Origin of the sequence: Methanolobus sp. (assembly GCF_016278365.1) — an archaeon.
GTDB lineage: Archaea > Halobacteriota > Methanosarcinia > Methanosarcinales > Methanosarcinaceae > Methanolobus.
The window spans coordinates 210,254-236,971 of the sequence record NZ_JADQBZ010000007.1 but is presented as its reverse complement, the minus strand read 5'-3'; the positions used below and the strand labels follow the sequence as shown (position 1 = coordinate 236,971).

The 26,718-nt window shown below is 44.0% G+C and carries 28 protein-coding genes and 1 pseudogene; 20 read left to right on the top strand and 9 right to left on the bottom strand.

Going from position 1 to position 26,718, the window contains the following annotated elements; genetic code table 11:
* Complete coding sequence (locus QZZ22_RS08600) at nucleotides 1-1,047, top strand: polysaccharide deacetylase family protein (protein ID WP_292464086.1); 1,047 nt, start codon at nucleotides 1-3, stop codon at nucleotides 1,045-1,047.
* Nucleotides 1,010-2,026: a GNAT family N-acetyltransferase gene (locus QZZ22_RS08595; RefSeq protein ID WP_292464085.1), complete on the top strand. Its 1,017-nt coding sequence runs from the start codon at nucleotides 1,010-1,012 to the stop codon at nucleotides 2,024-2,026. Before QZZ22_RS08600 ends, QZZ22_RS08595 begins: the two co-directional genes overlap by 38 nt.
* Nucleotides 2,027-2,063: 37 nt before the next feature.
* On the opposite strand, the gene asnB (QZZ22_RS08590) is transcribed toward QZZ22_RS08595, so the two are convergent.
* Nucleotides 2,064-3,983 (bottom strand): asparagine synthase (glutamine-hydrolyzing), encoded by a 1,920-nt coding sequence (gene asnB / locus QZZ22_RS08590; RefSeq protein ID WP_292464084.1) that lies wholly within the window; start codon nucleotides 3,981-3,983, stop codon nucleotides 2,064-2,066.
* Nucleotides 3,984-4,272: 289 nt separating this feature from the next.
* On the opposite strand from asnB (QZZ22_RS08590), the gene QZZ22_RS08585 reads away from it, so the two are divergent.
* Nucleotides 4,273-5,274, top strand: a complete 1,002-nt coding sequence (locus QZZ22_RS08585) for a GNAT family N-acetyltransferase (RefSeq protein WP_292464083.1) — start codon at nucleotides 4,273-4,275, stop codon at nucleotides 5,272-5,274.
* Nucleotides 5,275-5,359: 85 nt separating this feature from the next.
* Here the strand turns inward: QZZ22_RS08585 and asnB (QZZ22_RS08580) are convergent.
* The 4 genes and pseudogenes from asnB (QZZ22_RS08580) to QZZ22_RS08565 all read right to left on the bottom strand — a co-directional run bounded on the left by asnB (QZZ22_RS08580) (nucleotide 5,360) and on the right by QZZ22_RS08565 (nucleotide 10,813).
* Nucleotides 5,360-7,183, bottom strand: a pseudogene (gene asnB / locus QZZ22_RS08580) (asparagine synthase (glutamine-hydrolyzing)).
* Between the two features lie 84 nt (nucleotides 7,184-7,267).
* A complete protein-coding gene (locus tag QZZ22_RS08575) occupies nucleotides 7,268-9,073 on the bottom strand; it encodes a hypothetical protein (RefSeq protein WP_292464082.1) in 1,806 nt (601 codons plus the stop codon).
* A 122-nt stretch (nucleotides 9,074-9,195) separates the two neighbouring features.
* On the bottom strand, nucleotides 9,196-10,467 hold the full coding sequence (locus QZZ22_RS08570) for an oligosaccharide flippase family protein (RefSeq protein ID WP_292464080.1): 1,272 nt from the start codon (nucleotides 10,465-10,467) through the stop codon (nucleotides 9,196-9,198).
* Nucleotides 10,468-10,546: 79 nt separating this feature from the next.
* A complete protein-coding gene (locus tag QZZ22_RS08565; RefSeq protein ID WP_292464078.1) occupies nucleotides 10,547-10,813 on the bottom strand; it encodes a hypothetical protein in 267 nt (88 codons plus the stop codon).
* Between the two features lie 247 nt (nucleotides 10,814-11,060).
* Between QZZ22_RS08565 and QZZ22_RS08560 the strand changes: the two genes are divergently transcribed.
* The 14 genes from QZZ22_RS08560 to ftsY all read left to right on the top strand — a co-directional run bounded on the left by QZZ22_RS08560 (nucleotide 11,061) and on the right by ftsY (nucleotide 20,058).
* A complete protein-coding gene (locus tag QZZ22_RS08560; RefSeq protein ID WP_292464076.1) occupies nucleotides 11,061-11,939 on the top strand; it encodes a DUF1616 domain-containing protein in 879 nt (292 codons plus the stop codon).
* 31 nt (nucleotides 11,940-11,970) lie between these two features.
* Nucleotides 11,971-12,864 (top strand): CPBP family intramembrane glutamic endopeptidase, encoded by an 894-nt coding sequence (locus QZZ22_RS08555; protein ID WP_292464074.1) that lies wholly within the window; start codon nucleotides 11,971-11,973, stop codon nucleotides 12,862-12,864.
* Between the two features lie 73 nt (nucleotides 12,865-12,937).
* Nucleotides 12,938-13,387, top strand: a complete 450-nt coding sequence (locus QZZ22_RS08550) for a metal-dependent hydrolase (RefSeq protein WP_292464072.1) — start codon at nucleotides 12,938-12,940, stop codon at nucleotides 13,385-13,387.
* A 57-nt stretch (nucleotides 13,388-13,444) separates the two neighbouring features.
* Nucleotides 13,445-13,804: a hypothetical protein gene (locus QZZ22_RS08545; protein ID WP_292464070.1), complete on the top strand. Its 360-nt coding sequence runs from the start codon at nucleotides 13,445-13,447 to the stop codon at nucleotides 13,802-13,804.
* Nucleotides 13,805-13,850: 46 nt separating this feature from the next.
* Complete coding sequence (locus tag QZZ22_RS08540; protein WP_292464068.1) at nucleotides 13,851-15,122, top strand: adenylosuccinate synthase; 1,272 nt, start codon at nucleotides 13,851-13,853, stop codon at nucleotides 15,120-15,122.
* A 176-nt stretch (nucleotides 15,123-15,298) separates the two neighbouring features.
* On the top strand, nucleotides 15,299-15,748 hold the full coding sequence (locus tag QZZ22_RS08535; protein WP_292464066.1) for a 30S ribosomal protein S19e: 450 nt from the start codon (nucleotides 15,299-15,301) through the stop codon (nucleotides 15,746-15,748).
* Nucleotides 15,749-15,800: 52 nt separating this feature from the next.
* Nucleotides 15,801-16,178 carry a DNA-binding protein gene (locus QZZ22_RS08530; protein ID WP_292464106.1) on the top strand — a complete coding sequence of 126 codons (378 nt, stop codon included), beginning with the start codon at nucleotides 15,801-15,803 and terminating at the stop codon, nucleotides 16,176-16,178.
* A gap of 10 nt (nucleotides 16,179-16,188) precedes the next feature.
* Nucleotides 16,189-16,824, top strand: a complete 636-nt coding sequence (locus tag QZZ22_RS08525; RefSeq protein WP_292464105.1) for an asparagine synthase-related protein — start codon at nucleotides 16,189-16,191, stop codon at nucleotides 16,822-16,824.
* Between the two features lie 79 nt (nucleotides 16,825-16,903).
* Nucleotides 16,904-17,059 carry a 50S ribosomal protein L39e gene (locus QZZ22_RS08520; RefSeq protein ID WP_292464064.1) on the top strand — a complete coding sequence of 52 codons (156 nt, stop codon included), beginning with the start codon at nucleotides 16,904-16,906 and terminating at the stop codon, nucleotides 17,057-17,059.
* Between the two features lie 13 nt (nucleotides 17,060-17,072).
* A complete protein-coding gene (locus tag QZZ22_RS08515; RefSeq protein ID WP_292464062.1) occupies nucleotides 17,073-17,339 on the top strand; it encodes a 50S ribosomal protein L31e in 267 nt (88 codons plus the stop codon).
* Between the two features lie 39 nt (nucleotides 17,340-17,378).
* Entirely contained in the window at nucleotides 17,379-18,029 is a 651-nt protein-coding gene (locus tag QZZ22_RS08510; RefSeq protein ID WP_292464060.1) for a translation initiation factor IF-6, read from the top strand.
* Nucleotides 18,030-18,069: 40 nt separating this feature from the next.
* Nucleotides 18,070-18,246 (top strand): 50S ribosomal protein L18Ae, encoded by a 177-nt coding sequence (rpl18a, locus tag QZZ22_RS08505; protein ID WP_292464058.1) that lies wholly within the window; start codon nucleotides 18,070-18,072, stop codon nucleotides 18,244-18,246.
* Between the two features lie 3 nt (nucleotides 18,247-18,249).
* Nucleotides 18,250-18,690 (top strand): prefoldin subunit alpha, encoded by a 441-nt coding sequence (gene pfdA, locus QZZ22_RS08500; RefSeq protein WP_292464056.1) that lies wholly within the window; start codon nucleotides 18,250-18,252, stop codon nucleotides 18,688-18,690.
* A gap of 33 nt (nucleotides 18,691-18,723) precedes the next feature.
* Nucleotides 18,724-20,058, top strand: a complete 1,335-nt coding sequence (ftsY, locus tag QZZ22_RS08495; RefSeq protein WP_292464054.1) for a signal recognition particle-docking protein FtsY — start codon at nucleotides 18,724-18,726, stop codon at nucleotides 20,056-20,058.
* A 50-nt stretch (nucleotides 20,059-20,108) separates the two neighbouring features.
* On the opposite strand, the gene trpA is transcribed toward ftsY, so the two are convergent.
* From trpA to QZZ22_RS08475, 4 genes are all read right to left on the bottom strand, one after another.
* Nucleotides 20,109-20,891, bottom strand: coding sequence for a tryptophan synthase subunit alpha (gene trpA / locus QZZ22_RS08490; protein ID WP_292464052.1), 783 nt, complete (start codon nucleotides 20,889-20,891; stop codon nucleotides 20,109-20,111).
* Entirely contained in the window at nucleotides 20,888-22,090 is a 1,203-nt protein-coding gene (gene trpB / locus QZZ22_RS08485) for a tryptophan synthase subunit beta (RefSeq protein ID WP_292464050.1), read from the bottom strand. Before trpB ends, trpA begins: the two co-directional genes overlap by 4 nt.
* Before the next feature lie 37 nt (nucleotides 22,091-22,127).
* Nucleotides 22,128-22,919, bottom strand: coding sequence for an indole-3-glycerol-phosphate synthase (locus QZZ22_RS08480; RefSeq protein WP_292464048.1), 792 nt, complete (start codon nucleotides 22,917-22,919; stop codon nucleotides 22,128-22,130).
* Between the two features lie 166 nt (nucleotides 22,920-23,085).
* Complete coding sequence (locus QZZ22_RS08475; RefSeq protein WP_292464046.1) at nucleotides 23,086-23,886, bottom strand: hypothetical protein; 801 nt, start codon at nucleotides 23,884-23,886, stop codon at nucleotides 23,086-23,088.
* 160 nt (nucleotides 23,887-24,046) lie between these two features.
* On the opposite strand from QZZ22_RS08475, the gene QZZ22_RS08470 reads away from it, so the two are divergent.
* The 3 genes from QZZ22_RS08470 (at nucleotide 24,047) to QZZ22_RS08460 (ending at nucleotide 26,714) form a co-directional block, all read left to right on the top strand.
* Nucleotides 24,047-24,808 (top strand): archaellin/type IV pilin N-terminal domain-containing protein, encoded by a 762-nt coding sequence (locus QZZ22_RS08470; RefSeq protein WP_292464044.1) that lies wholly within the window; start codon nucleotides 24,047-24,049, stop codon nucleotides 24,806-24,808.
* Nucleotides 24,809-24,857: 49 nt separating this feature from the next.
* Nucleotides 24,858-25,640, top strand: a complete 783-nt coding sequence (locus tag QZZ22_RS08465) for an archaellin/type IV pilin N-terminal domain-containing protein (protein ID WP_292464042.1) — start codon at nucleotides 24,858-24,860, stop codon at nucleotides 25,638-25,640.
* Nucleotides 25,641-25,955: 315 nt separating this feature from the next.
* The gene (locus QZZ22_RS08460; RefSeq protein WP_292464103.1) at nucleotides 25,956-26,714 is read left to right on the top strand and encodes an archaellin/type IV pilin N-terminal domain-containing protein; all 759 of its coding nucleotides are present in this window, start codon (nucleotides 25,956-25,958) and stop codon (nucleotides 26,712-26,714) included.
* Nucleotides 26,715-26,718 lie beyond the last annotated feature (4 nt).

Below are 26,718 nucleotides of genomic sequence, written 5' to 3'. Positions count from 1 at the left end.
ATGTATGAATCGATAAAACAGCATCCTTACATGTGGAGCAGGTTTACTGCAAAAGGTGATGCATTTGGCCAATATTCATACGTGGACAGTTATTGCGACCTTAAACATCGTGATATCAGTGAGGTCCTTTCTCCGGATGTCTCCAGGACATTTGTGGAAAACGGCCTTGAAATTGCGTTCCCTGAAGACCGGGAATTCGGGGTGTGCCTGACCCATGATATCGACGACATCTACCCTCCTCTCCATCATACTTTTCTATCAATGCTGTACTCGGTCAAAGATGCAGATATGAACCAATTGAAAAAGCATAGTTTATGGAGGGTAAATAGTAAGATCCCATCCCCCTACCTCAATTTCAAGGAAATAATGGATATTGAGGAGAAGTTTGATGCAAAGTCCTCTTTTTATTTCCTGACTGCAGAAAAGGATCCCAGGAGGTTCAGGTATGATATAGAGGATGCAGGTAGCTATATGGGGGAAATCGTTGACAGGGGGTGGGAAGTAGGACTGCATGGAGGTTACTATTCCTATGACAACTATGAGAATATGGCTCAAGAGAAACGAAAGCTTGAAGCGGTCCTGGGGAAGCCGGTTATTGGGTTCAGGAACCATTACCTCAAGTTAAAGATAAGCGAGTCATGGGAAATACTCTCCAAAGCGGGCTTCAAATATGATACCACCCTGGGATTTAATAATGTCGTAGGTTTCAGGAATGGTATGTGTCATCCTTTCAGGCCATATGCAGAGGGAAAGGCGCTGGATATCCTGGAGATACCTCTCAATATCATGGATATAGCACTTTTCGAATATGCTGACTCTTTCAGGCAGGCCTGGGAGATATCAAAGCAGATACTGGATGCCGGGCAGAAGTATAATGGTATAATTACTCTTCTCTGGCATAATAACACTTTCAGCTCTCCACATTTAAAGGAGTGGAGAAAGTTGTATGAAAAAATACTTGATTATTGTAATCAGAAAAATGCCTGGATTACTAATTGTGGGGATATTTATGAGTGGTGGAACAATGCAGATGTCGATTATCCATGAACGTGAAGTGTGGGATAGATTTATTGACCAAAGTCCTGGTGGAACTGTATTCCATAAGTGGGACTTTTTAAAAACTGTGGAAAAGCACACGGGGTATAGGCTTTTATCCTATGGTTTTTTCATAACTGATGAGGTATTGTGTGTAGCCCCTCTTTTCTACAAGAATATCCGGGGTGTAAAAATGCTGTTCTCCCCTCCCCCGCAGTCCGGTATACCATATCTGGGATTTGTGCTGAGCCGAAACTGCATGAATATGAAGTTAAGCAAAAAAGGCCAGAGACTGTATGAGATGGGAAAAATATTCTCAGATGAAGTGGACAGGTTATCACCGAATTATGTATCTATTTGTCTTACTCCGTCTATAACGGATGTCAGGCCCTTCAAGTGGAATGGTTTCATGATCGATCCTTTGTACACATTTTATTTCGATCTCGACCAGTCTCTTGAAGATATATGTGATGGTTTCAATACTTCTAAACGCAGTGCCATTAAAAAAATGGATAGGTATAATCTGAAACTGATCGAGAGTAAAGATATATCACAGTTCTATGATAGCTCCGTGGAGAGGTACAGGGAACAAGGGCTTACATTTCCCATTGTAAGCAAAGGATATATTCAGGAATTGTGCCAGTTATATCCCAATCACATCAAGGTGTACTCTATTCTGGATGCTGATGATAATATGGTCGGAGGTGTGCTGACATCCGAACACAGGAAACTGACCATGTGGATCGGGAGTGTAAAGCCCTCAATAAAGGCACCTGTAAATGAGTTCCTCTTTTGGGAGTTCATTAAGAAAAGCAAAAGTGATGGTTATTCCATACTGGAGATGGGAGGAGCGGATATCCCCCGGCTGTGCGCATTCAAATCCCAGTTCAATCCCGATATGTATGTTAATTATAGGGTATATAAAAAAGACCTTATCGGAAGCATGGCAGAGTGGTTCTATCTCAATGTCCACAGAAAGAAGACGGCATGAGACAAATGTCTCAACCGTCTGTTTTTTCATCCTGTTTTTATGTGAAGGTTTCGACAACTGTTTCACGAGGTTTAACCATCTTGATGGGCCAAGTCTCGGGCAGCTCTATGGGCATGGCTGCGAGAGGCTGTTGCTTTTCAATGTAGAGTCGCATCCATAGCTCAACTGATATACATCTCCATATCTCTGTGCCCACAAAGATACCTGATGCTTCCTTAGATATCATCTTGTCATACATATCTGTCACAAGCACCGCGTTCCAGAAATCCCTGGACCTGAAACTATCTGAATTTATTATCCCATTCATGAGCTTGATCATTGCTTCTTCCCGGAGCCATTTCTGTTCGGGTGTTGCAAAACCTATCTTGTCATATCTTGAGAGTATGCTTTGCGGCACTTCTCCTTCCATTGCTTTGCGGAACGCGTACTTGGTCACACCCCCGTTGATCTTCATTTCCGAAGGCATGGAAAAAGCGTATTCTACAAAGCGATAGTCAAGAAAAGGCACCCTGGATTCAATGGAGAATCTCATAGAGTTCTTATCTTCGAATCTCAGCAAATGAGGAAGTGAATACACCATCATACTTTCGTATAGAGCTTCATCCAGTGATGACAGGTGCCATCTGCTATCTTTGCGTTGCTGGTTCTCTTTAATGAAACCCTGTGAGAGGAAAGGTACTTTCCTGTGCTTGTAGAGAAGCTTCTTCATATTCTCAGTGGTTGCACGAAGTAGCAGGTACATCATTGGTGAAAGGGATTTGGATCTGGAGTAATACTGGTTTGCTTCTTTCATCAGATGAGTGATATCGAACCCCTTTAGCAGTTCGTAATAGTAGTATCCATGGAAGTAGTGGTACCCTGCCAGTATCTCGTCTGCCCCCTGCCCGTCCAACAGGACCTTGATACCGCTATCCTTTGCAAGTTGCATGACCCTGTATTGCCCGTACACGCTTGTTCCACTGAAAGGTTCTTCCTGTGTCATTAAAAGGTCCTGCAGGTCCCGCATTAGCTCGGAAGGTTCAGGGGTCACAGAATAGCTGACCGAATCTACCATGTTGCTGACCTCTTTCTGGTAAACGGTCTCATCGCTCTTCATATCCGGGAATCTCAGGGAAAACGTTTTTATCCGGGCAGACGGGTCAATTTTTCTCATTGTGACAACGATGGCGGAAGAATCAATACCACCACTAAGGCAACTTCCCACGGGAACATCTGAAATTAATCTCTTACGAACAGCATCCGTGAATATCTCTTTCAGTTTGCCGCAATCAGTGGCACCTTCAGATAGCCTGTCGTGGATATCGTAATACTTGCTGATCTCCATTTTACTGGTATTGAGGTCAAAGGTGAGGTTATGTCCGGGCATCAGTCTTTTGATACCCTCGAAGAAGGTGTCCTCCGTATGATCTGTCAGATTGTAATACAGGTAATCGAAAATAATTGCCCTGTTCTCTTTTCTGGGGATATCGTGTTCAAGAAGAGCCTTGATCTCTGAGGCGAAAATGAACCTGCCATTCTCATAGTGATAATACAGCGGTTTTATTCCAAACCTGTCCCTGCTCAGGAAAAGAGTCTCTTTTGTTTTATCATATATGCAGAATGCCCACATCCCGTTGAAATGCCGGACACAGTCCGTACCATATTCCTGATAGCAATGGAGTATTACTTCTGTGTCAGTTCTGCTCCTGAAGTGATGTCCCTTCGATATCAGTTCTTCCTTTATTTCTAAAAAGTTGTAAATCTCACCATTATATACCAAAACCAAGTTCCCATCTTCACTATACATAGGTTGGTGACCTTTCTCGGAAAGATCAAGTATGGACAGTCTTCTGTGTCCAAGAGACACAGTGTCATCCACATGAGCTCCTTCGTCATCAGGTCCCCTATGTTTTATCGCATCGCACATCTTTTTAAGTAGCTTCGCTTCTTTCCAGTTAAACCCTGTAATCCCACACATTTTACCACATATTATACTGTGCATGTTCCTTTATAAGAATTTCTGATTTGAGCCTCTGGTTAGTTGATATTGAACCTGCTGTGTGCAAACATTTAATTCAAAAAGATATTAAGTGAATAGCACATAATGGATATATTAAGGAGATAGCGCACATCTTTGGAGTGAACGATTGGTTCAAGCTGCTATCCGCAGACAATGCTCGGCTGCTTCTGGCTTGGGGTGGCCTGGGGTGCCGGGTGTATCATTACTTCAATACACATATTTTTCATTTGAATATCGGAAGGGGATTATGCAAGTATTAACTATAGATGATTCCAGCATATGGGATAATTTCATTGACAAAAGTCCTTATGGGGCTATTTTTCACAAGTGGGGTTTTTTAAAAATAATTGAAAAGCATACCGGTTACACTTTGCTTCCGTACGGCATGTGCGTAAAAGATCGATTAGTATGTGTATTTCCAGTTTTTCTAAAGACTAATTATGGTGTCAATGTGATACTTTCTCCACCTCCGCGCACAGGGGTGCCTTACATGGGCTTTGTAATGAGCAAAGAATATGATACTCTTACACAAAATGGTAAGGAGATACGCATGAGGGAAATTGTTCAGGGGATTACAGGGAAGTTAGATGAATTTTCTCCCATTTATGTGTCAATACAGGTAATTCCTTCTTTCATTGATATCAGGGAATTCAAATGGAACGACTATTCCATAGAACTTCTGTTCACATATTATCTCCCCACTGAGGCTTCCTTGGAAGGGATATTAAAAGGATTCAGCCGCTCTACACGAAACGTAATAAAGAAAATAATCGAAAATAAATTCAATATTGAAATGAGGAAGAGTAATGACGTTTTGCCGTTCTATGAGATCTTATCTAAAAGATATGAAGAGCAGGGTATAAGATTTCCTATTATAAGTATTGAGTATCTTGAGGATTTACTCCGGTTATATCCCCAAAACATCAATCTATATTATGTGTATGATGAAGAAGATAATATTATTGGATCTAGTCTTGCTGTAATCTATAACGGCAAAGTAATCTCATGGCTGGGTACTCCGAAACCGGATGTAGACCTGCCGGTGAATGATCTCATATTCTGGGAGCTTATAAAAATATCTAAAGATCGAAACTGCGTATTTGAGATAGGTGGTGCTGACACCCGAAGACTCTGTTCATTCAAATCACGTTTTAATCCTTCCATTGAAACAAATTACAGGGTTTTCAAACGCAGGAATATAGGAGCTCTGGCTGAGTGGGTCTACCTGAATGTATATAAAAGAAAGTAATAAGTTAATATGATAATGCTTTCAAAGACTTTTCAGGCATTGCAGGATGTTCTCCCGAAGCGAACTTCATTTTTCACATTTGACCCTATACGGATACCATGATGCTGTTCTTCTCTGCAACGGGTATGAATTCCTGCCCCTCGATGAACATTTGTATCCATAGTTCAACTGATATACATCTCCATATCTCAGTCCCGACAAATATGCCATGGGATTCGTCGGAGTGTAGTTTTATGAACATCTCCCTGACTAGCTTCCAGTTCCAGAAATCCCTTGATCTGAAGCTCTCTGAGTCTATAATACTGTAAACAAAGTCTTTAATTACTTTGTTATTGAGCCAATTCTCCTCAGGAGTTGCAAACCCTATTTTGTCATGTCTTGAGAGTATGCTTTGCGGCACTTCCCCTTCCATAGCTTTGCGGAATGCATATTTTGTGACCCCGTTGTTGATGCGTTGCTCGGAAGGTATGGAAAGCAGATATTCTACTAACTTGTGATCAAGGAAAGGAACCCTGGATTCAATAGAAAACATCATAGAATTCTTGTCCAGAAATCTAAGCAGGTGAGGGAGTGCATATAAGCTTACACTACCACAGACTGCCTCATCAAGTGAGGAAAGATACCATCTCACATCCTTACGTTGCTCATTCTCTTTAATGAAACTCCTGGACAGGTACGGTACTTTATGGTTATTGTAAAGGGACCTCTTTATATTTGTCGGAGCCACGCGAAGAAACAGATACATCAGCGGGGACAGACATTTGGATTTCTGATAACTATAGCTTGCTTCCCGGAGCAGGTTGACTACATCCAGTCTTTTCATCAACTCATAGTAATAATATCCGTTAAAATAACTACTTCCTGAAAGGACCTGATCGGCCCCCTGCCCATCCAGCAGGACCTTGATACCATTGTCCTTTGCAAGTTTCATGACCCTGTACTGTCCGTACACGCTTGTTCCGCTGAAAGGTTCTTCCTGTGTCCTAAATAAATTCTGCATATCCTGCATAAATTCAGCCGCTTCGGGAGTAACCGAGTAGTTCAATGCGTTTACCTTTGTACTAACCTCTTTCTAGTATGCGCTTTCGTCAATGTTCTTTCCCGGGAATCTCATGGAAAATGTTTTTATTTCTGCCGCAGGGGCAACTCTTCTCATCGTAACAACAACTGATGACGAATCAATACCGCCGCTAAGGCAACTCCCCAGAGGGACATCTGCAACCAGTGCTCTCTTAACTGAATCTGTGAATAGTTCTTTTATTTTCTCATAATCACATTTAGTCTTGGAGATCCTTGCTTCAAGGTCGTAATACTTGCTGATCTCCATTTTACTGGTATTGAGGTCAAAGGTGAGGTTATGTCCGGGCATCAGTCTTTTGATACCCTCGAAGAAGGTGTCCTCCGTATGATCTGTCAGATTGTAATACAGGTAATCGAAAATAATTGCCCTGTTCTCTTTTCTGGGGATATCGTGTTCAAGAAGAGCCTTGATCTCTGAGGCGAAAATGAACCTGCCATTCTCATAGTGATAATACAGCGGTTTTATTCCAAACCTGTCCCTGCTCAGGAAAAGAGTCTCTTTTGTTTTATCATATATGCAGAATGCCCACATCCCGTTGAAATGCCGGACACAGTCCGTATCATATTCCTGATAGCAATGGAGTATAAGCTCAGCATCGTTCTTACTTTCCAGCTGATGACCTTTCGATATTAATTTTTCTCGGAGTTATGGGAAGTTATAGATTCTGCCATTGAATATCAATATAAGGTTCTTATCTTCGCTGAACATGGGTTGATGGCCATTTTCTGAAAGATTAAGTACCGCCAGTTCCAGGTGTCCTAATGAGATATTGCTACCTAAATAGGTCCCATTTCCATCCGGTCCTCTGTGTTTGATGGCTTCGCCCATTTTCTGAAGCATTAACCCATCTTTCCAGTTAAATCCTGTAATCCCACACATTTTACCACGTATTATATTATTTTTATTCAGATATCATATGTAAGTGTCAATACTGCTGGAATCGTATATCTTGCTATATCTATTCAGGGATGACCATAGTTCTTCGTTATCGGAATAGTAATATTCTAGTGCAGAACTCATACTGGGCCATTTTATGAATCCCTGGTCGCTGATAAGGAACCTTAATGGCCTTTCTTCAAGTTCTCCTTTTCGTATCAATATAAGGTCTGAGGGCCCACTTCTCAGGAAATTCAAATCATGGGGGTTCACTTCCAGCATATGGCCGTTCTCCCTGTAATGTGCAGTTTCCATGTACCTGTATGTGACAAAATCTGACATCACAAATCCTCTTGCTGTATTGCCTGCATGATCAAATCCGTTAATCTCTTCCTCTGTCAGGTAGAATGTATAGAATGGGCGTTTTACAAGCGGATTGTCCGAGGCGATAAAATCGTTGGATACAGAGAGAAATACAAGGACCATGAACAGTATTATCAGGACACTTTTGAGGGGTTTTTTGGATCTGGTATAAAGCGTGTAGAAACCAAATGATACAGCAATGACAATTATAAAGAACACGTATTCTCCAAACCTGTCAATATTGAAGTTCCCACCCAGTTTCGTAATGAGTAAACTAGGACCTGGAAAGGACACAACTGTGAACAGTAATCCTGCCAGACATATGATTTTTGCAGTTTGCGACACATGATCTTTTTTCATGGCTTCCAGTGACCCTATGAGCAAAAAGAGCAGAAGCGGTGAATAATGCAGGTAGTTGAACAGTTCATTCAGTGGAGCCCGGAATACCCCGGTCGCTGTAATCTCGTCAGGAGCTGCCGCCATTATGTTTCCTATAAGGGTTGCAAACAGGTCCAGAGAAATATACATCCAGTAGGCTAACATCGCGATAGTGGCAAACATCATGTAATCAATATCGACTATCTTTTGCTCATTCAGAGTGCCATATACTTTCTGGAGCAAGTATAGTACTGCCAGTACAACTATTACAAAGGGTATGGATACAGTATGGAACACAATGATGGAAATCGTCATTGCGACAGCAACCAATGTAGCAGCGAAACTCCTGTGGTATAATAGTGCAACTACGAGCAGCATGCCTAAAAGTGATATGGGGCTCCTGGCAAGTGCCGCTATTCCGTATTTGAGCACGTCCGGGTAGAATGATACAAAAAGAGCAGCAAGAAGCGCTATTTTTTCTTCATTGAACAGCCTCTTTGAAAGAATGTAGATTCCTGGAGGAATGGCTGCAAAGATGATGCCGTTTATAAAGTACATTGCCCTGTAGAACGAAATATCCAGGGCAGCTATCTTGTAAAAAGAGGCACATAATATGTGCCATAGAGGAAATGTCTTGTAGAGATCAAAGTACTCATTAATGGCGCCTTCTTCCACCAGTATCTGGATCATCCACGAGTGAAAGAACGAATCTGTTCTTTCGATGGAGAAAAAGTAATTCAGGTTCACTCCCCATATGAGATCAAGTAGTAACAGGCTTGACTGGAAGAGTATTAACATTGACCTGCTTCTGTTACTCTGGAAGAAGAGTATCTGGAACAGTATTAGTGTTGCCATGACAGTGATGACTGCATAATAAGTGTATGGCCTTATGTAGCTGGTATAGAGCAATATGATGGATATTGCCAGGAAGAAGAAAAAGGCTGCAGGGAAGAGATTGTAGTACTTGCTGTCTATCTCACTGAAACTATCTGCATTGTTCTTCTGTCTGACATATAAGATCGGGGCCAATATCATGGGAATGGCTAAGTATGAGCCAAGCATAGCCAGATTGGTCTGCCCGGATACCAGCGGTAATATCACACCAGCAATTGCAACCAGACAACTTCCTATAAGTAAAACTCTATACGTATTTTCATATTTATTGATAAAACTCCACAATTTACCAACCACCTTAAACCCACACTAAATTTTCACGAAATGATTTAAATCCATCCCTCTTTTCTGGAAAGCCAGAGTGTTATTACTGTAAGCAGGATGTGTGTAAATGTCCATGCATATCCGAATCCGATAAGCCCATAGTCACGAAGGAAGATGTAGGAAAATCCTAACAACAGACAAAATCTTACAAAATTCAGTTTTATCAGGCTGCTTATCCTCATCTTTATGTTGAGAATGGGAATGAACAGGTCATGCACAGCCACAAAGAAGCTTGACAGAACCAATACATGCAAAAGTGGCAGGGCCTCAACGTAGTCCTGGCCAAATATCTCTAACACGAAACCACCGAAGTAATATATGAAAAAAATACTGGGTATAAGCACAATAAGTATTGCCTTTCCTGATTTGAGGACATTCTTTTTCAGGTTCTCTCCGTAACTGCCCTCAATAAATAGTGAGGCACTGAGGGACATAGGCGCTATCCATATCAGACTGCTCACAGCCATAGCGATATAATAAAGAGCTGCCTCCTGTTTTCCTATCATGCTTAGTATTATAGGAGGCATTAATAATGAAGGACTTTCGTACAACAAGTTTGAAATATAATTACCGGAAGAGAAACTGAATGATTTTTTTAAGTAATCCCTGTCTATCCTGTAGTTGAGTTTGATCCGCCTGCTCAGGATAAATATGCTATATATGGTCGCCAGTAAATATGCCGCTCCTATTGCACCGAATATGCCGAAACTTCCCAGGAACACAAGAGGAAACAGTAGCAGCACTCTGGTAGAAAGGACGGTGTTCTGCATAAAGTAATCTTTTGTATCCCTTAAAGCCTTGAAAGATTCGCCTGTTATGAAATATATCGAATGCATCACTACAGTAAGCAGGAAAAAGAGCCCGTAAGAAGCGTTCTGTATAAGGGCGCTGTTCTCAAAGAACACCTTTAGGATGAGCAGATATGCTATTCCTACTACAACCGCAGCTGTCGTAGTAATGCATATTGATGTATTCAGCACGCTCTCTTTGCCACTTATCTTTATAAAGCGTATCAGTGAGAAGTTAAAGCCAAAACTTGCGATGAACATTATCAATGTGACAGAGGAGATAAGGGCCGTCGCAACACCAACCTCTTCTGTATGGTAGAGCCTGGCAGCTATAAGCCAGAAAAAGAATCCCACTCCCACATTCAATAGCCTTCCAAGAACAAGGAAAGCTGAGTTCCTGAACAATGGATCTCTCATACTGAGGGACAAACTATCGACATTCCATGTAGTCTTTGTTTTTACGGATTCTAACAAATAAGATTTACTCATGCTTGTACCACTTTAGATATCCAATCCCTGACACAGGATTTACCAGTGCCTTTCTAATTACTTAATGAAAGATGCCAATTTATTGCCCGACAAATCGCATTATATTGAAAGCAAGTATTGCAATAAATGCTATTATCAGTGGTATGATACCCATCTCCAGAACCGAGCTGATATCCTGGCCCCATCTGTCCGACTCCTTCAGCATCTTTTTGGATGCAAGAAGTATTACAAGTGCAGCAACCCCGAAAATGCTGTACTCTGATAATCCCACATTATTATACATACTTAAATTCTCTATTGAGGTCAGATCGATAAGTACGCTTGGATGGGTAAGAACTATTGGCATATTACACACTCAACCTATTGTTTACACTCAACCCTTAACTTGAAATCCCTCTTCTAATATTCAGTTAAAAGACTTAACATTTGCTGTCAGAAAATATCTGACATAGTTGCTTTAAATAGCTTAGTAAAATCCGGACATTTTGTATGTAATACTGGCTTGACCCGGTAAGTTTCAGAGTGTTTCTTATTCCGGGTTGAAACATTTTTATAAGTCTTCATACCTATGCCTTATTGAGTGGTGTCAAATTATGGTCAAAAGTAGGGTACCTTGGGATATTCTGGGCATAGTTGCAGGTGTACTGCTTACGAATATGCTTGTATTCAATCCTTTCATCAATACAACGGAGTTGCGCATTTTGCCCGCGATCCTTATCGTATTGTTCCTGCCGGGATATGCTATGACAGCTGCCCTTTTCCCCCGGAAGGATGAAATTTCAGGTGCTGAAAGGATTGCATTCAGTATAGGACTGAGCGTTGCACTTGTGCCTTTCATTGGATATGGTCTTCTCTACACTTCATGGGGCATGAACACTGATTCTCTGGTAATATCAATTTCTATTGTAACCTTGGTAATGTGTGCAGTTGCGTTCTTTCGCCGCCGCAGGCTGCCGCAAGGGGATGCTTTCTCTATTCCCGGATCATTTTTCAGGTTATCGGGGAGTTCTTCTCCGGAAGGGAAGCGCTCCCGCCTGGAAACTGCATTGGCATTGCTACTGTTAATATCTGTATTTATGTCTGCAATCACGGTCGCATACGTCACCATAAATCCACGGCAGGGTGAGGGTTTCACTGAGTTTTATATACTGGGGCCTGATGGTATGTCAGATAGGTATCCGGTAAGCTTAAATCGTGGCGACAGCGGTGAAGTAATAGTGGGTGTGATGAACCAGGAAGAAGAGACAGTCGACTACCGGCTGGCTGTCCTGCTTGATGGGAATCCTCTTCCCCTGCAGACTGAAGAGGAAAATATACGTATTGAGAACAATGAACGTTGGGAGAGGACATTGTCCTTTACACCTGAAATATCTGGCAACGACATGAAGCTGCAATTCCTGCTTTACAAAGATGCAGACCTTTCAGAACCCTATAGGGAACTATACCTTTGGATAGATGTAAACGAAAACTGAACACGGGTAATTCAAGTAGCGGGGAGTTAAAGTGGAGTGTGAGGAAGATACATATCATAGTGATGCATTTCATAAAAAGCAGCACAATCTGAAATGGGAAAGAGTTCAACATTCTTCAGATGAAGAGCGCTATCATCAAAGCAGTTTTTACAAATGGTTCGTTATTCGATCGATGTCTCCCGGAAGAACAGTCGCCATATTGTTTATGGCCATTGTCTTTGCGGAATTACTTCTATTTGCAGGCAACATCAATGGGGGTATGTCACTTCATTTCCTGATACTGATCAGCATGCCCTTTCTGGTAGTGGTTATAAGGAACCGTCAGGGAATACACGCACTTCAGGCACTGATGCTTCTGCCCCTTCTAAGGCTGATCAATGTTTCCATGCCGGTATCAGAAGCGTCACTATTGATGTTCATAGCAGTGTATGTTCCGTTATTGGTGCCTGTCTATTTGCTGATAAGACATCAGGGCCTGACCGATGTTCAGCTTGGAGTCTCCTATAAACATATTGTCTTTTACATTCCCCTGGCTATCATTGCTGGTGTTATTCTTGGGACCGGAGAATACTTTATAGTAGGCTCAGGTTATGTCATACCGGGTCTGTCGGAGCTCTTTATTCTGATATTTGCCAGCATTGTATTCTTTTATGTAGGGCTGATGGAGGAGCTGATATTCAGGTCCCTGATACAGGTAAAACTTGAAGGCCTGTTCGGAATGGCGCCCGGATTGCTTGCAGCGAGCCTGCTTTTTGGGGTAATGCATTCTATCTCAGGTGAGGTCATAGAGATGACCTATATTTTTGCTGTGGGAATCATACTTGGTTATATGTTCCAGAGGACTCGCAGCCTGCCACTGGTTGCTACAGCTCATGGTGTTGCTAATGTAGTACTGTTTGTGGTGCTGCCTCTTGTATTGCTATGACCGGAGCCTGCAGCATGAATGATATCAAGAGAGAATCTGAGAAAGAACCAGGAAACAATGGCGAGAGGTGACAATGCCATATCCTCCAGGCCATTTGCTCTTTTTCATGTTCTGCGTTCTGCTGGCAGGTGTGCTTTGCATGACAGCAATGGCTTTCAAAGACAAGTTGCGTCTGAATGATGCAGGGCATTTGGGTGTGCTGCTTATAGCCGGAGGTCTTGGTTCTCTCTTTCCGGATGTGCCGGCCCTGTGGAATTACATACTGCACGGCAACCTTAAACATGTGACAATAGGGCCGGTGCCCACACATTCCTTGTTCTTTGGCATCGTTTTCTTTATCAGCGCCCTGACAGTCGGCTATTTTATTTACCGTGACAGGACAAAAGTTTTATCCGTAGGAATATTCGCAGGTGCAGGATTTATATCGCACCTGATGTTGGATGACATATCAGGAGGCGCCATCTATTACCTGTACCCTCTCTATTCGAAGCCTTTCAGTGTGTTCTATAACTTCTTTGTATGATTTGGGTATTGGGTTATATACAAAAGATAATTATAAAAAAAGAACCTACTTTTTATTATGATCCGCTCCAAAGAACGCACCAAATCCAACATATATGGGATAAAAGGCATGCATAATGTCCATTCATGGCAGGGGCTCGCTATTCATTTCAAAAATAGCTCAAGGGTAGTCAAATGCGAGGGCTATCCTACCTGCTCATCTGATAAAAGGTCGGCCTTCTGTAACTTTTCTATTAAAAGACCTGATGCTGTGTATATGCTCCAGTCTGAATTCAATGTAACCCTGAGCCTGGCTGAGAAGCTCGTTGACACTCTTATCGATATGAGGATAGCGAAGACCCTGAGGTGCTATAAGGCAGGTAGTTCAGCCAATTTTGATGAAGGCATGCGCATGGTGGTCTTTGACGAAGACTTATAAGCAGCAATCAAAACTTTATTAAGCCAACAGGCATAATCCTGCATCCATGTTCACGATCATCACAGGTGCGCAGTTTGGCGACGAAGGTAAAGGAAAGATAGTTGACCTTATGTCAGAGGATTATGATGTGGTTGTCCGTTTCCAGGGTGGGGACAATGCAGGGCACACGGTGAAGGTAGGAACGGACGTATACAAACTCCATCTTATACCTTCCGGTTTCCTGCTGGATTCCAGAGTGCTGATAGGTCCGGGTACTGTACTGAACCCGGAGGTTCTTGCACAGGAAATGGACATGCTGGCACAGGGCGGCATTGTGCTGACTCCTGAAAAACTAGGTGTGGATGCCAAAACCAGCATTATTATGCCATATCATGTTGAACTGGATGGCCTGCGGGAGTCCAAAAGGACCGAGAAGATCGGTACGACCAAACGAGGCATTGGTTTTGCTTATATTGACAAAGTTGCCAGGGATGAGGTTCGTATGGCTGACCTTGTAGACCCTGAAAGGCTCAGGCTCAGGTTGCTTGAACTCGCTCCGTCAAAAGAGGCGGCTATAAAGGAACTTGAGGGTGACCCTTCTATTGTGACCAGAAAGGATCTTATGGATAAGTATCTGGAACTGGGACGCCGCCTGGCTCCTTATGTGACAGATGTCTCCTATGAGGTCAACAAGGCTATTGAAGATGGCAAAAATGTGCTTGCGGAGGGTGCCCAGGGTACTCATCTGGATGTTATCCATGGCACACAGAAGTTCGTTACTTCTTCCAGCACTGTGGCAGGTTCCGCCTGTGCTAACCTGGGTGTTGGCCCTACTAAAGTAGATGAGGTGCTTGGCATTGTGAAGGCATATATCACACGTGTAGGGGAGGGCCCTCTGCCAACTGAACTTACCGATGAGACAGGCAGGCAGATCCAGCAGGTGGGCAAAGAATTCGGCACTACTACCGGGAGGGAGAGGCGCTGTGGGTGGTTCGATCTTCCTTTGCTCAGAAAGGCTATCTATCTCAACGGGTACACTTCCCTGGCACTCACAAAACTGGACGTCCTCTCAGGACTTGATGAGGTAAGGGTGTGCGTGTCCTATGAACTTGACAGCCTGATCGTTGATTATCCGCCTGAGGGGACCGCTGAACTTTCAAGATGCAGGCCGGTCTATGAGAATCTTCCAGGATGGGAAAGCGACCTGACCGGGGTCAAAAGCTTTGGCGACCTTCCCGAGGCTGCACAGAATTACGTTCTTTATCTTGAAAGGAAGATGGGTGTGCCAATCACATACATTTCTGTAGGGCCGGGCAGGGAACAGACCTTCCGGAAATAGGGCGGTTCTCAGCAGATAGTTATTCATATTGGGCCTGATAATTGGCCTGATACCTGAATATCTGCCGAAAAGGGTATATACTACTCAATAGTTTACACAACAAACTCCAGCACGAACGAAAGAATCTATTTCCTTGAGTCCGAAATAGATATTTATCAAAAATAAGGAGAATATTAATGACAACTGCATATGATGTTCCTGCAGCCGAGTTGATCGGTAAGGTAGCAGAGAAGCTTAAAGAGAATGACAAGGTTAACCCGCCTGAGTGGGCCGCATACGTAAAGACCGGCTCACACAAGGAGTTACCTCCGACTGACAAAGAATGGTGGTACACCCGCTGTGCTGCGGTCCTGAGAACTGTATATACCCAGGGTCCCATAGGTGTGGAAAGACTGCGCTCTGTGTATGGTGGCAACAAGAACATGGGTGTAAGCCCCAACCATAAGGTAAAGGGCAGTGGCTCTATCGCAAGAGAAGCCCTGCAGCAGCTTGAAGCAGCAGGTCTTGTGCGCTCCCTCAAGAGCGGCCGTGTGGTAGCCCCGCCGGGACAGTCCCTTCTGGACAATTCCGCATACGAGGTTAAAAAGGAACTCGTGGAGAAGATCCCGGGCCTTGCAAAATATTGAGCCTGAATACCTGTTCAATAATGCTATAAGGATATAATGCTAACATCTCTTTATACCGGAGGTGAATTCCATGGCGGATGATCTTGAAAACATAAGACGGAAAAGGCTTGAACAACTTCAGCAGCAGCAGGCTGCTCAGCAGCAAATGGCCCCAGGCGATATGCAGGCGGCAATGCAGCAGGAGCAGGCACGTGCTGAAATGGATGCGAAGAAACAGGCACTGCTTCGCCAGATCCTTACGCCTGAGGCGCGCGAGCGCATGACGACATTAAAGATGTCGCGTAAAGAGATGGTAGAGCAACTAGAGTCCCAGTTGATAACGCTTGCACAGAATGGCCGGATCCAGTCAAAGATAGATGATGAGAAACTCAAACAGCTATTGGTCCAGTTACAGCCCCCAAAGCGCGAACCAACAATAAAACGCATGTGAGCAGATCTTGATGCAGGTCTCAGTGCTGTTCAGCGGAGGAAAAGACAGTTCCCTTGCAGCTATCCTGCTGGAGCGGTTCTTTGAGGTTGAACTTGTTACCTGCAGTTTCTCGGTGCTTCCCGTAGGGGATGTTGCCAGGGAGGCTGCGGATAAACTGGGATTTTCACACAGGGTCGTCCAACTTGAATCGCAGGTGCTTGAACAAGCGTATGAACTGCTTATTCAGGACGGATACCCAAAGAGGGCAATAGATCACATCCATCTGGCAGCGATCAAAAGTCTGGCGAATGATTCGGATGTCAGGTTCATTGCTGATGGAATAAGGCGTGATGATCGCGTACCGGTGCCGGAGATCTCCCAGATAAGGAGCATCGAGGACAAGTACGGGGTCAGCTATATATCCCCTCTGAAAGGCTTCGGGCGTGTTGTGGTCAATGAGCTGGTAAAAGAGCATCTTGTGATCGAGGAAGGCCTGAGTGAAAGTGTGATCAAGGCTGATTACGAAACCGAACTCAGGGAACTTATCCGGATAAGGGCTGGTGAACAGAGAATTAATGAACTGTTCCCCTCGCATATCCAATCGCATGTAATTGAACGAAAAAGGGTATCAGGCAAAGAGCTTCAAACTGTCTGTATATGTGATTAAAGATTTATACAATAATCATGTTATAGATTGAAACTCTATCGGTATTTCATATTATAATACAATTCATAAGGTGAGACAAGTGAGCCATAAAACCAAAGGACAGAAAATGAGGCTGGCAAAGGCACACAGGCAGAACCACAGGGTTCCCGTGTGGGCTATAATCAAGACCAACAGGAAGGTCGTGGGCCACCCCAAGAGAAGAAACTGGAGAAGAAACAGTCTTGATGTGAAGTAAGTAGGTGATGACCATGGTAGATGACGCAGTAAAAGAACAGATCTATACTATCCCTCTCCGCTCTATTAAAAAAGTACCAAGATGGAAGAGGGCCAGCAAGGCTATGATAGCCATTAGGTTGTACCTTACAAAACACATGAAGGTAGAACCTGAAATGGTAAAACTTGACAAGACCATCAATGAGAAGATATGGGAACGCGGTACTGAGAAACCACCTCTGTCTATCCGTGTAAGAGCGGCAAAATTCGAGGACGGAGAGGTTCAGGCAGAACTTGCATAAATGTAAGGCCCGTCTCATCCACAACATATACGGTAGATAATGATACGTACATTGAGCATCGATGAAAGCCCCATAATAGGGGCTTTTTCAACCTGCACCGAGGATATCGCACTCGTACCTTCGGGTACAAGGGCGGACATATGCGCTGTACTTGAGGATATCCTGGGTGTCCGCACTTTTCAGACACTTATCAATGGTAGTATTGTGGTAGGTTCCCTGTGCAGAGGTAATTCTAATGGCCTTCTTGTTGCGAGCCACGCTACCGTAAAAGGCTCTGATGAGATTGGAGTCCCGGTTCATTACGTACCCAGTAAACTGAATGCAATAGGTAATATTGTGCTTGCCAATGATACGGCGGCACTGGTCCATCCCGAAATGACCGACAGGGCAGTAGGGATAATCGCAGAAACCCTGAAGGTAGATGTCCGCAGAGGCACCATCGGTGGCATCAGAACCGTTGGAATGGCAGGCGTTGCGACCAACAAGGGCTTGCTCGTACATCCAAGGGCCAGCGCAGAAGAACTGGGAGTGCTTGAGGAGCTTTTCGGGCTTCCTGTAGATATCGGCACCAGTAACTTCGGCACTCAGATGGTAGGCTCCGGCCTTATTGCAAATTCCAAGGGCTATGTTGCAGGGTCTCAGACCTCCGGCCATGAGCTCGGAAGAATAGAGGATGCACTGGGTATCTAAACAGATTATTCTATACATGGATTATTAAAGGTGATTTCATATGAAGAATTTCCAGGTCAAAGGTAGTTTCAAAGCAGGTGTTGCATGGGAAAGATTCGCAAAGATGGTCGAAAGCCATAATGAGAAGAACGCCCTCGATAAGGTTTACTCCTTATTCGGAAGCAAACACGGAATCAAAAGAAACTACATCAAGATTGAGAGCATAACAGAGGCGTAAGCCATGTCCGGTGTGAATGAACAGGATCCCCGGGCACTCGTAATGCAGCACCGTGAGTTCCAGAAACGTGCAGAGCTCCTGCAACAGCAGATGACTATGGTAAAAATGTCTGCTGAAGATTGCACTAAAGCCCTGAGCACCATCGAAGAGCTCTTTAACGTCAAAGAAGGTACGGAAATGATGTTCCCGATAGGTTCCGGTTCATTTGTATATGCGAACATCGCGCGTGTTGATAATATAGTAATTGATCTTGGTGCAGGCATAAGCGTTGAGCGCCCGCTCAGTGACGCAAAAGAGATTATGGCGCACCGCAAAGAAAGGCTTGAAAAAGCCTTTGAGAACATGTCTGCTTCACTGTCCAAGATAAGCCAGCAGATGCAGGCTATCGAAGCATTCATTGCTAAACATCAGCAAGCTCAGGGACAGGCGCAGGTTCCAAGATAATTCCTTTTTTTATTTATTTGCGGGTTGAAGTAAGTGTTCAATAAGCTCAAGTCGAAACTTAGCAGTTTCAAGGATAAGATCGGTAATAAGATCGACGAAAAAGCAGTTGTTGTAGAGTCCGGGATTCCCATTGAGCCTGAAGAGGAGGCGGACCTTGACGATGATGTGGAAATAATTGATGTTACTGAAGTAATCACTTCTGATGTCGCCCCGGATGCAGAGGAAACTCCTTCAATTCTCGCTGTTGGAACTGAAACTGAACAGGTAGTATCAGAGGAGAAGGAACCTGGCACTGAAGAACCCGAAAAGAAAGAGCCCGATAAGAAGGAACCTGAAAAAAGAAAGTTCTCTTTTGGTTGGCCGGGATCAAAAAAAGAGCCGGAATCAAAGGAAGAACCAAAGCAGGGATCAGCCCCTGAACAAGTCAAGGTTCAGACTGACCAGGAAAAGGCCGGGGCTGAGAAAGAGAGGGCAAAAAAGATTGGTTTTGCCCAGAAAGCAAAAGCTTTTGTTATGGAGAGAGAGTTCATCCTTGAAGAGGATGACCTGGAAGAACCCTTATGGGATCTTCAGATGGCGCTCCTTGAAAGCGATATTGCGCTGTCGGTCTCTGAAGCTATTGTTGATTCTGTCAAAGGACAGCTCGTGGGCACACGTCGCCGTATCGGAAAGGATACTGGTGAGATTGTTGAGATCGCCCTCAAGAAAGCTATTTATGACGTGATGAGTGCCAATGTCTTTGATTTCGATGACTATATCCGGGATGCTAAAAAGCCGGTACATATAGTCTTTGTAGGAATTAACGGTACGGGAAAGACAACCTCGATCGCAAAACTTGCAAAGCGTCTCACCGATCAGGGTTATTCCGTAGTTATAGCTGCAGGCGATACTTTCAGGGCAGGAGCTATTGACCAGATAGCCATCCATGGAAAGAACCTGGGCGTAAAGGTCATCAAGCATCAGGAACAGGGTGACCCGGCCGCGGTTGTCTATGATGCACTTCAGCATGCTAAGGCAAATAAGGTCGACGTTGTGCTTTCCGATACTGCCGGACGCATGCACACTAACATTAATCTTATGGCACAGCTCAAAAAAGTATGTCGTGTCAGTTCGCCGGACCTGCTTATCTTCGTTGACGAGGCTGTGGCAGGCAATGATGCTGTTGAGAGGGCTTCGCAATTCAATGATGCAGTGCCTCTTAGCGGTTCCATACTTACCAAGACGGATGCTGACGCAAAAGGCGGGGCAGCCATTTCGATTGCCTACATCACAGGCAAGCCCATACTGTTCCTGGGAATGGGTCAGGGTTACGACGATCTTCAGAAATTCGATCCGCAATGGTTCGTGGATCAGCTATTCGCTGAATGAAGGGCACTACGCCCTCATTCAGTCTTTGGATATTCTTCTGGTATTCTTTTTTAGTTTCCGCTTCTGCATGCCTGCTTGAGTTCCCTTGTCAGCGTTTCGACCCTTTCGTTCACATTCTCTCCCGAAGCGATGATGTTCACAAAAGCAGAGCCTACTATCACAGCATCTGCACCAGCTGCTATTACTTCACAGGCCTGTTCCCGGTCAGATATCCCAAAGCCTACAGCCTTTGGCACATCCGTATGTACCCTGGAAAGTATCTCTTTTGTAGAGTGCGAGACATCTGCCCGTGTTCCTGTAACACCCAGCCGGGAAACAATGTATACGAACCCGGATGTTTTACCAAGTATCTTTTCCATCCTTGCTTTATTGGTAACGGGTGTGACCAGAAATATGAGGTCAACGCCATGCTCCCGACAGGCTGTGTGAAGATCATCTGACTCTTCTGCAGGCAGGTCCGGCACTATAATGCCTGATATCCCGGACCTGGCACAATCACTGGCAAATTTCTCCAGTCCCCTCTTGTAGATGAGGTTGTAATAGGTCATGCATACCAGCGGTACACCTGCATCGATCGATGCAATGAGCTCGAAATACCTGTCGGGGTTCATTCCCTCATCCAGGGCGCGGTGGGAAGCAGCCTGTATGGTGGGGCCGTCAGCAACAGGGTCTGAAAAAGGCAGGCCAAGTTCAACGATATCTGCCCCTCCTCGTACAAGGGCACCTACGATCTCCTTCGTAGCTTCCGCATTCGGGTCACCTGCACATACATATGCTATAAGTGCTTTCTCGTTCATTTTATTAAGTTGTGCAAACTTATCCTGGATTCTCATAGGCAAACCTCCCTGTCCTTCATCTCCCTTAAACTAAAAACCGTTTCAAGGTCCTTGTCCCCTCTTCCGGATAGATTGACCACCACAAGGTCACCCAACTCCCCGCTCTGCGCCATTTTCATCACATAGGCTATGGCATGTGACGATTCGAGTGCAGGTATGATCCCTTCGGTCCTGCTCAGCTCGTAGAACGCTTCCAGCGCTTCCTCATCGTTAACATTGCATGGATTTATCCTTCCAGTATCAGCAAGGTGGGCAAGCTCTGGCCCGACTCCTGAGTAGTCCAGCCCTGCTGAAACAGAACTTGATTCAAGTATCTGGCCGTACCTGTCCTGTAATACCCGGGTATGTGCACCTTGCAATATCCCGTCCTCTCCAATACACAGTGATGCAGAATGCAGCGCTTCCTTTGCTGTACTCTTCAGACCGCATCCTCCTGCTTCTACAGGAAACAACCGGACTTCCCTGTCATCAATGAACGGGTGGAATATACCCATGGCATTGCTTCCACCGCCTGCACATGCAACTATGGAATCAGGGTAACGTCCCTCTTTTTCCATTATCTGCCTTTTGACCTCGTCACCTATTACGCTCTGGAAATCCCGGACGATCATCGGATATGGATGGGGTCCCACAACCGAACCTATAAGATAGTGAGTATTCTCTACATTGGTCACCCAGTCACGCAGTGCCTCGTTGATTGCATCCTTGAGTGTCTTTGAGCCGGACTGCACAGAGTGCACGGTAGTTCCCATAAGTTGCATGCGGTAAACATTCATATGCTGTCTCTGCACATCTTTTGCTCCCATGTAGACTTCCGTCTCAAAACCCATGTTTGCTCCCACCATGGCAGTTGCAGTTCCATGCTGCCCCGCTCCCGTCTCTGCGATCAGGCGCTTTTTGCCCATGTATTTTGCCAGGAGGGCCTGCCCGATAGTATTATTAAGTTTATGCGCTCCTCCGTGCACAAGGTCCTCCCTCTTCAAGTATATCCTGGTTCCGTATTTCTTACTGAGGTTCCTGGCAAAGTATAGCGGAGTCTCCCTTCCGGCAAACTCCTTCATGTAATAGGCAAGCTCTTCAAGGAAACAGGGATCTTCCTTGTATGTATCATAAGCCTCTTCCAGCTCAGCAAGTGCCGGCATCAGCACTTCAGGGACGAACTGTCCTCCGTATCGTCCATACATCGATCTTTTCATTTCAAAACCTCTGCCATATCGCTTATTTCATAAAATATCATCTTAGCGCTTCAACAAGCTCTTTCGTTTTTGCATAAACATCGTCACTTTCTATTATGGACGTGCCTACAAGTATCCCATCGGCGCCGGCCTCAATCACTTTACGTACATCGGCTGCATTGCTTATCCCGCTCTCACTAATGATCATGTGCCTGGTCCCGTTCTCCGTATCGTACTTACGAATAAGCGGTGCCAGGCGTGAGGTAACTTCAAGGTCAGTTTCAAGTGTACTAAGGTCCCTGTTATTGACCCCTATCAGGCGGGCATCGGTTGACAGGGCGATATCGAGTTCTTCCTTATTATGGACCTCGACCAGTGGCTCCATTCCTTTACTCCGGACAAGCCTGACCATTTCCCTGACCGATTCCCCAAGGACGCTTGCGATGAGTAATACAATATCAGATCCTACTTCTTCAATCTGTATCCCGTTAATGATAAAATCCTTGCGCAGCACCGGAATGCTAACAGTTTCTCTGACTGCCAGCAGGTTATCCAGGGACCCCCTGAAAAATTGTGGCTCTGTCAACACGGATATTGCCACAGCGCCTGCATCTTCCATCAACTTGGCTATAACGGCTGCATCCTCAGGAGGTATGTCCTTCAGTTTCCTGCGAGGTGAGGCCGGTTTAACTTCTGCTATTACAGCTACTTTTCCCTCTTGTCTCTTCTTTTCAATTGCTGCCACAATGTCTCTTTTCTCCGAAGATGAGTATCTATCACATTGAGAATGGTTGATAAGTTTTACTCTTTCTTCAGTCGATTTGATTATATCCTGGATAACAGAATGCATAAATAACCACTTTTGTTCTTTAATGTACAAAAAAGTACATAGGATTTATGCTATTTAACTATATTGGTAGAAGCATACCGAAAAATAACCTTGGCCAATAAGATAGATAGATTCATCGCTTATAGGATGATAACAACTAGCGCTCATACTCTGTCTTAAACTCTGGCTAGACCCTGCTATCCAGTGTCAGCGTGTCAAGTTCTTTTTCAATACCATCAAAAACGTATGTTTCAATGTTATGTTCCTGAATGCCGAGCCTTTCCTGTATTGTCATAGGCGGGAAGTAGGCGAGATACGCAAGAACTGTCCCTATCAGGACGAAAAGCCTGGAGAAGACCTGCATGACGTCGATAATTGCAATGACATCTGTCAGCATGAAGTCAAATACAAAAGATATAGCCACAAGAGGCAGGACTGTCCTGTAGCGTATCCTCTTTGGTACTCTCTGTAGCAGGATGAGCATTAAAAGTCCAAGTATCATCGCTGTTGGTATAACGAAAAGTCCCATCAGGTATATGTGGATCGCAAGTTCGCTGTTTACACTGAACAGGGATGCCCACTCAGTTACTTCGGGGCCTATGATTCCGCTATCGTATAGGAATGCAAGGTATGCCGCCCCAAGAAATATGAATACTAGTGCAAGATATTCACTGGTCTTTTTACTGCCTGTTATTATATAGATAATAAAAAAGACCATGGGCACTGAAACAAAAGCAAAGGGAACTGCAGATATAAAATATAGTATGGCGTCTATCTCCATGTTTCCCAGGTACGCAGCCATCATCCTTACGGATGTAGGCAGGTATGTCAGGCCTACCAGTGTCCAGAATACTACAAGTGAAAAGAGGGCTGGCCTACTGGTTTCCCTGTTCTGTTCATTTTTTGCTAAAAGAACCCAGGCAAATGCAAGCGATGATAGGCCAATAGCGAAGCAAATTGTGCTGTTTAAGAGCAGTCCTGTATTCATTTCATTCTCATTATCTGATTTAATTAAATCTATTTATATATTTGCGTTGTGTAATTGCGTCTCGTTTGTAGTTTGACATTTCCAACCAAATGTTATATATATTAATTAATTATATATAATTTACATATCCAATAATATCTGGATAATAGGAGGATTGTACATGAAAGCAAACAGAACACATTTAATGAAAACCAACACGCGAGCCCAGGTGGGTATTGGTACTCTTATCATATTCATCGCCATGGTACTCGTCGCGGCTGTCGCGGCAGCCGTGCTGATCCAGACATCCGGCATACTGCAGCAGAAAGCCCAGTCAACCGGTAAACAGTCGACCCAGGAAGTATCATCCAACCTGATGGTCAAGAACATCGAAGGCGTGCGTGCAAAAGATAGTAGCAATACCTCAGAGACAATTGACATGCTCAAACTTCAGGTAGGTCTCAATGTAGGTAGTTCTCCTGTCGACGTGAATCAGGTAGTTATCTCAATAACTGATGGTACTATTGCGCATAATCTTGTATATGCAGGCAACGATAAAACTTATGATGACAGAATGGGTAGTTTCGGTGATGTTGCTGAGACTAATCTCAAAACCTTGCTTACAGTGAGTGGAAATCCGACTAAGTTTTATACTGTAGATAGAATTCGCGATGAAGATAAGTCTTTTTCACAATCAAATCCTGTAATGAATACTGGTGACCTCATTATAGTATATCTTGCAACTACGTCGGATGATGCAGTAGGGCTCTCTCATATGGGTGCTCTTGATACAAATTCAACCTTAGTGACATCACAATTGGAGCTTGTCCCAAGGACTACTGTAAACATCGTGCTAACTCCTGAATCTGGTGCAGCAACTATTGCTGAATTCGTAACGCCCTCTTCATACGGTGTCAAGGAGACCGTACAACTATATCCGTAAGATAAGGCATGTACAGTCATCCTGTACATGTTTTAAAGGAGAAGGTATTATGAAAGCAAACAATAAAATGCACCTTAGTATGGATACACGTGCCCAGGTGGGTATTGGTACTCTTATCATCTTCATTGCTATGGTCCTGGTTGCTGCAGTCGCTGCTGCTGTGCTTATACAGACATCCGGCATCCTGCAGCAGAAGGCACAAGCTACTGGTAAGCAGTCAACCCAGGAAGTATCGTCTAACCTCATGATCAAGAACATTGAAGGTGTCCGTGCAAAGACCAATGCCACTGACATGGCAGGTAATATTTCCCTGTTGAAGCTTAATGTCGGTCTGAACGTTGGAAGCTCTCCTGTTGACATAAACCAGGTTGTTATTTCGATAACGGATGGTACTACGACCAATAATCTGGTATATGCAAATAATGGCAAAACTTATGACAATGTAATGAATGGTTTCTTAACGACGAACAATGCATCTGCAAATCTGAAAGAGCTTCTAACAAATACTCGGACTTCACCCGGTGATAATGCAAAGTATTTCTTCACTGCAGAAAAGATACGCGATGAAGATGGATCTTTTACTCAGGAAAAGCCTGTCATGAATACAGGTGATCTGATGACCTTCTATGTCTCTACTGTTTCTGCAGGAGATGTAGCTTTCACAAAGGTGAATACTCTAGACACTGGTACGCTAAAGAATAGCGGTCTTGTCGTCGGTCCCAGAGCAACAATGAATATTGTATTAACTCCTGAATCAGGTGCTGCAACTATCGCAGAATTTGTAACTCCGTCTTCATACGGAATCAGAGAGAACGTACAACTTTATCCGTAAGGTGATCTTTCACCTTATTCTTTTTTATTCATAATTCGTCTCAGCATTTTGCTATTTGCGACCTGAAAGAAAGACATTTTAATTAGCACCCTGGCTAAAAAATATGCCATCATTGCAGACAAGATATTCATATTACTCTCAGGCTCATCACTTTGTTTCATTCAGGATCTGGATAATACTTGTTTGTTATTTGATATTTCCAACTGATCTCTTTATTAATATGATTGCATATTTTAATATAATTCATAATGAACAATTAACATATCGCATCTGCTGAAGGGGGAATAAAATACGAAAGCAAACCGAACCTGCTTAATAAAAAACAATCTACAAGCTCAGGTAGGCATCGGCACTCTTATCATCTTCATTGCTATGGTTCTGGTTGCTGCAGTCGCTGCTGCTGTGCTCATACAGACTTCAGGTATTCTGCAGCAGAAAGCCCAGTCCACAGGTAAACAGGCAATACAGGAAGTATCGTCCAATATTATGATAAAGAGTATTGAGGGTGTTCGTGCAAAGAACAGCGCTACTGACATGGCAGACAATATATCCCTGTTGAAGCTCACTGCGGGCCTGAATGTTGGCAGTTCCCCTGTAGATGTGAATCAGGTTGTCATTTCCATAACAGATGGTACTACTACCAATAATCTGGTATATGCCAACAATGATAAAACTCATGGGTATGTGATGAAAGGTTTCTCAGTTTCGAATAACGCATCTGTGCATTTGAAAAAACTGCTGACGGATACGCAGGCATCTCCCGGTGACAATGCAAAGTACTTCTTCACTGCAGAAAAGATTCGCGATGAAGATGGTTCTTTTAGTCAGGACAAACCAATCATAAATACGGGCGACATGGTCACCTTTTTCGTTTCTGTAGTTGCTCCTGCCGATATGTCCTTCACAAAACTGGGCTCTTTGGCAACTATGGAGTTAAAGGGAAGTGATCTGGTTGTCGGGCCAAGGGTGACAGTGAATATTGTGTTGACTCCTGAGGCCGGTGCTGCTACAATTGCAGAATTCGTAACTCCTTCTTCATACGGCACCAAAGAGAACGTGCACCTTTATCCGTAAGGTG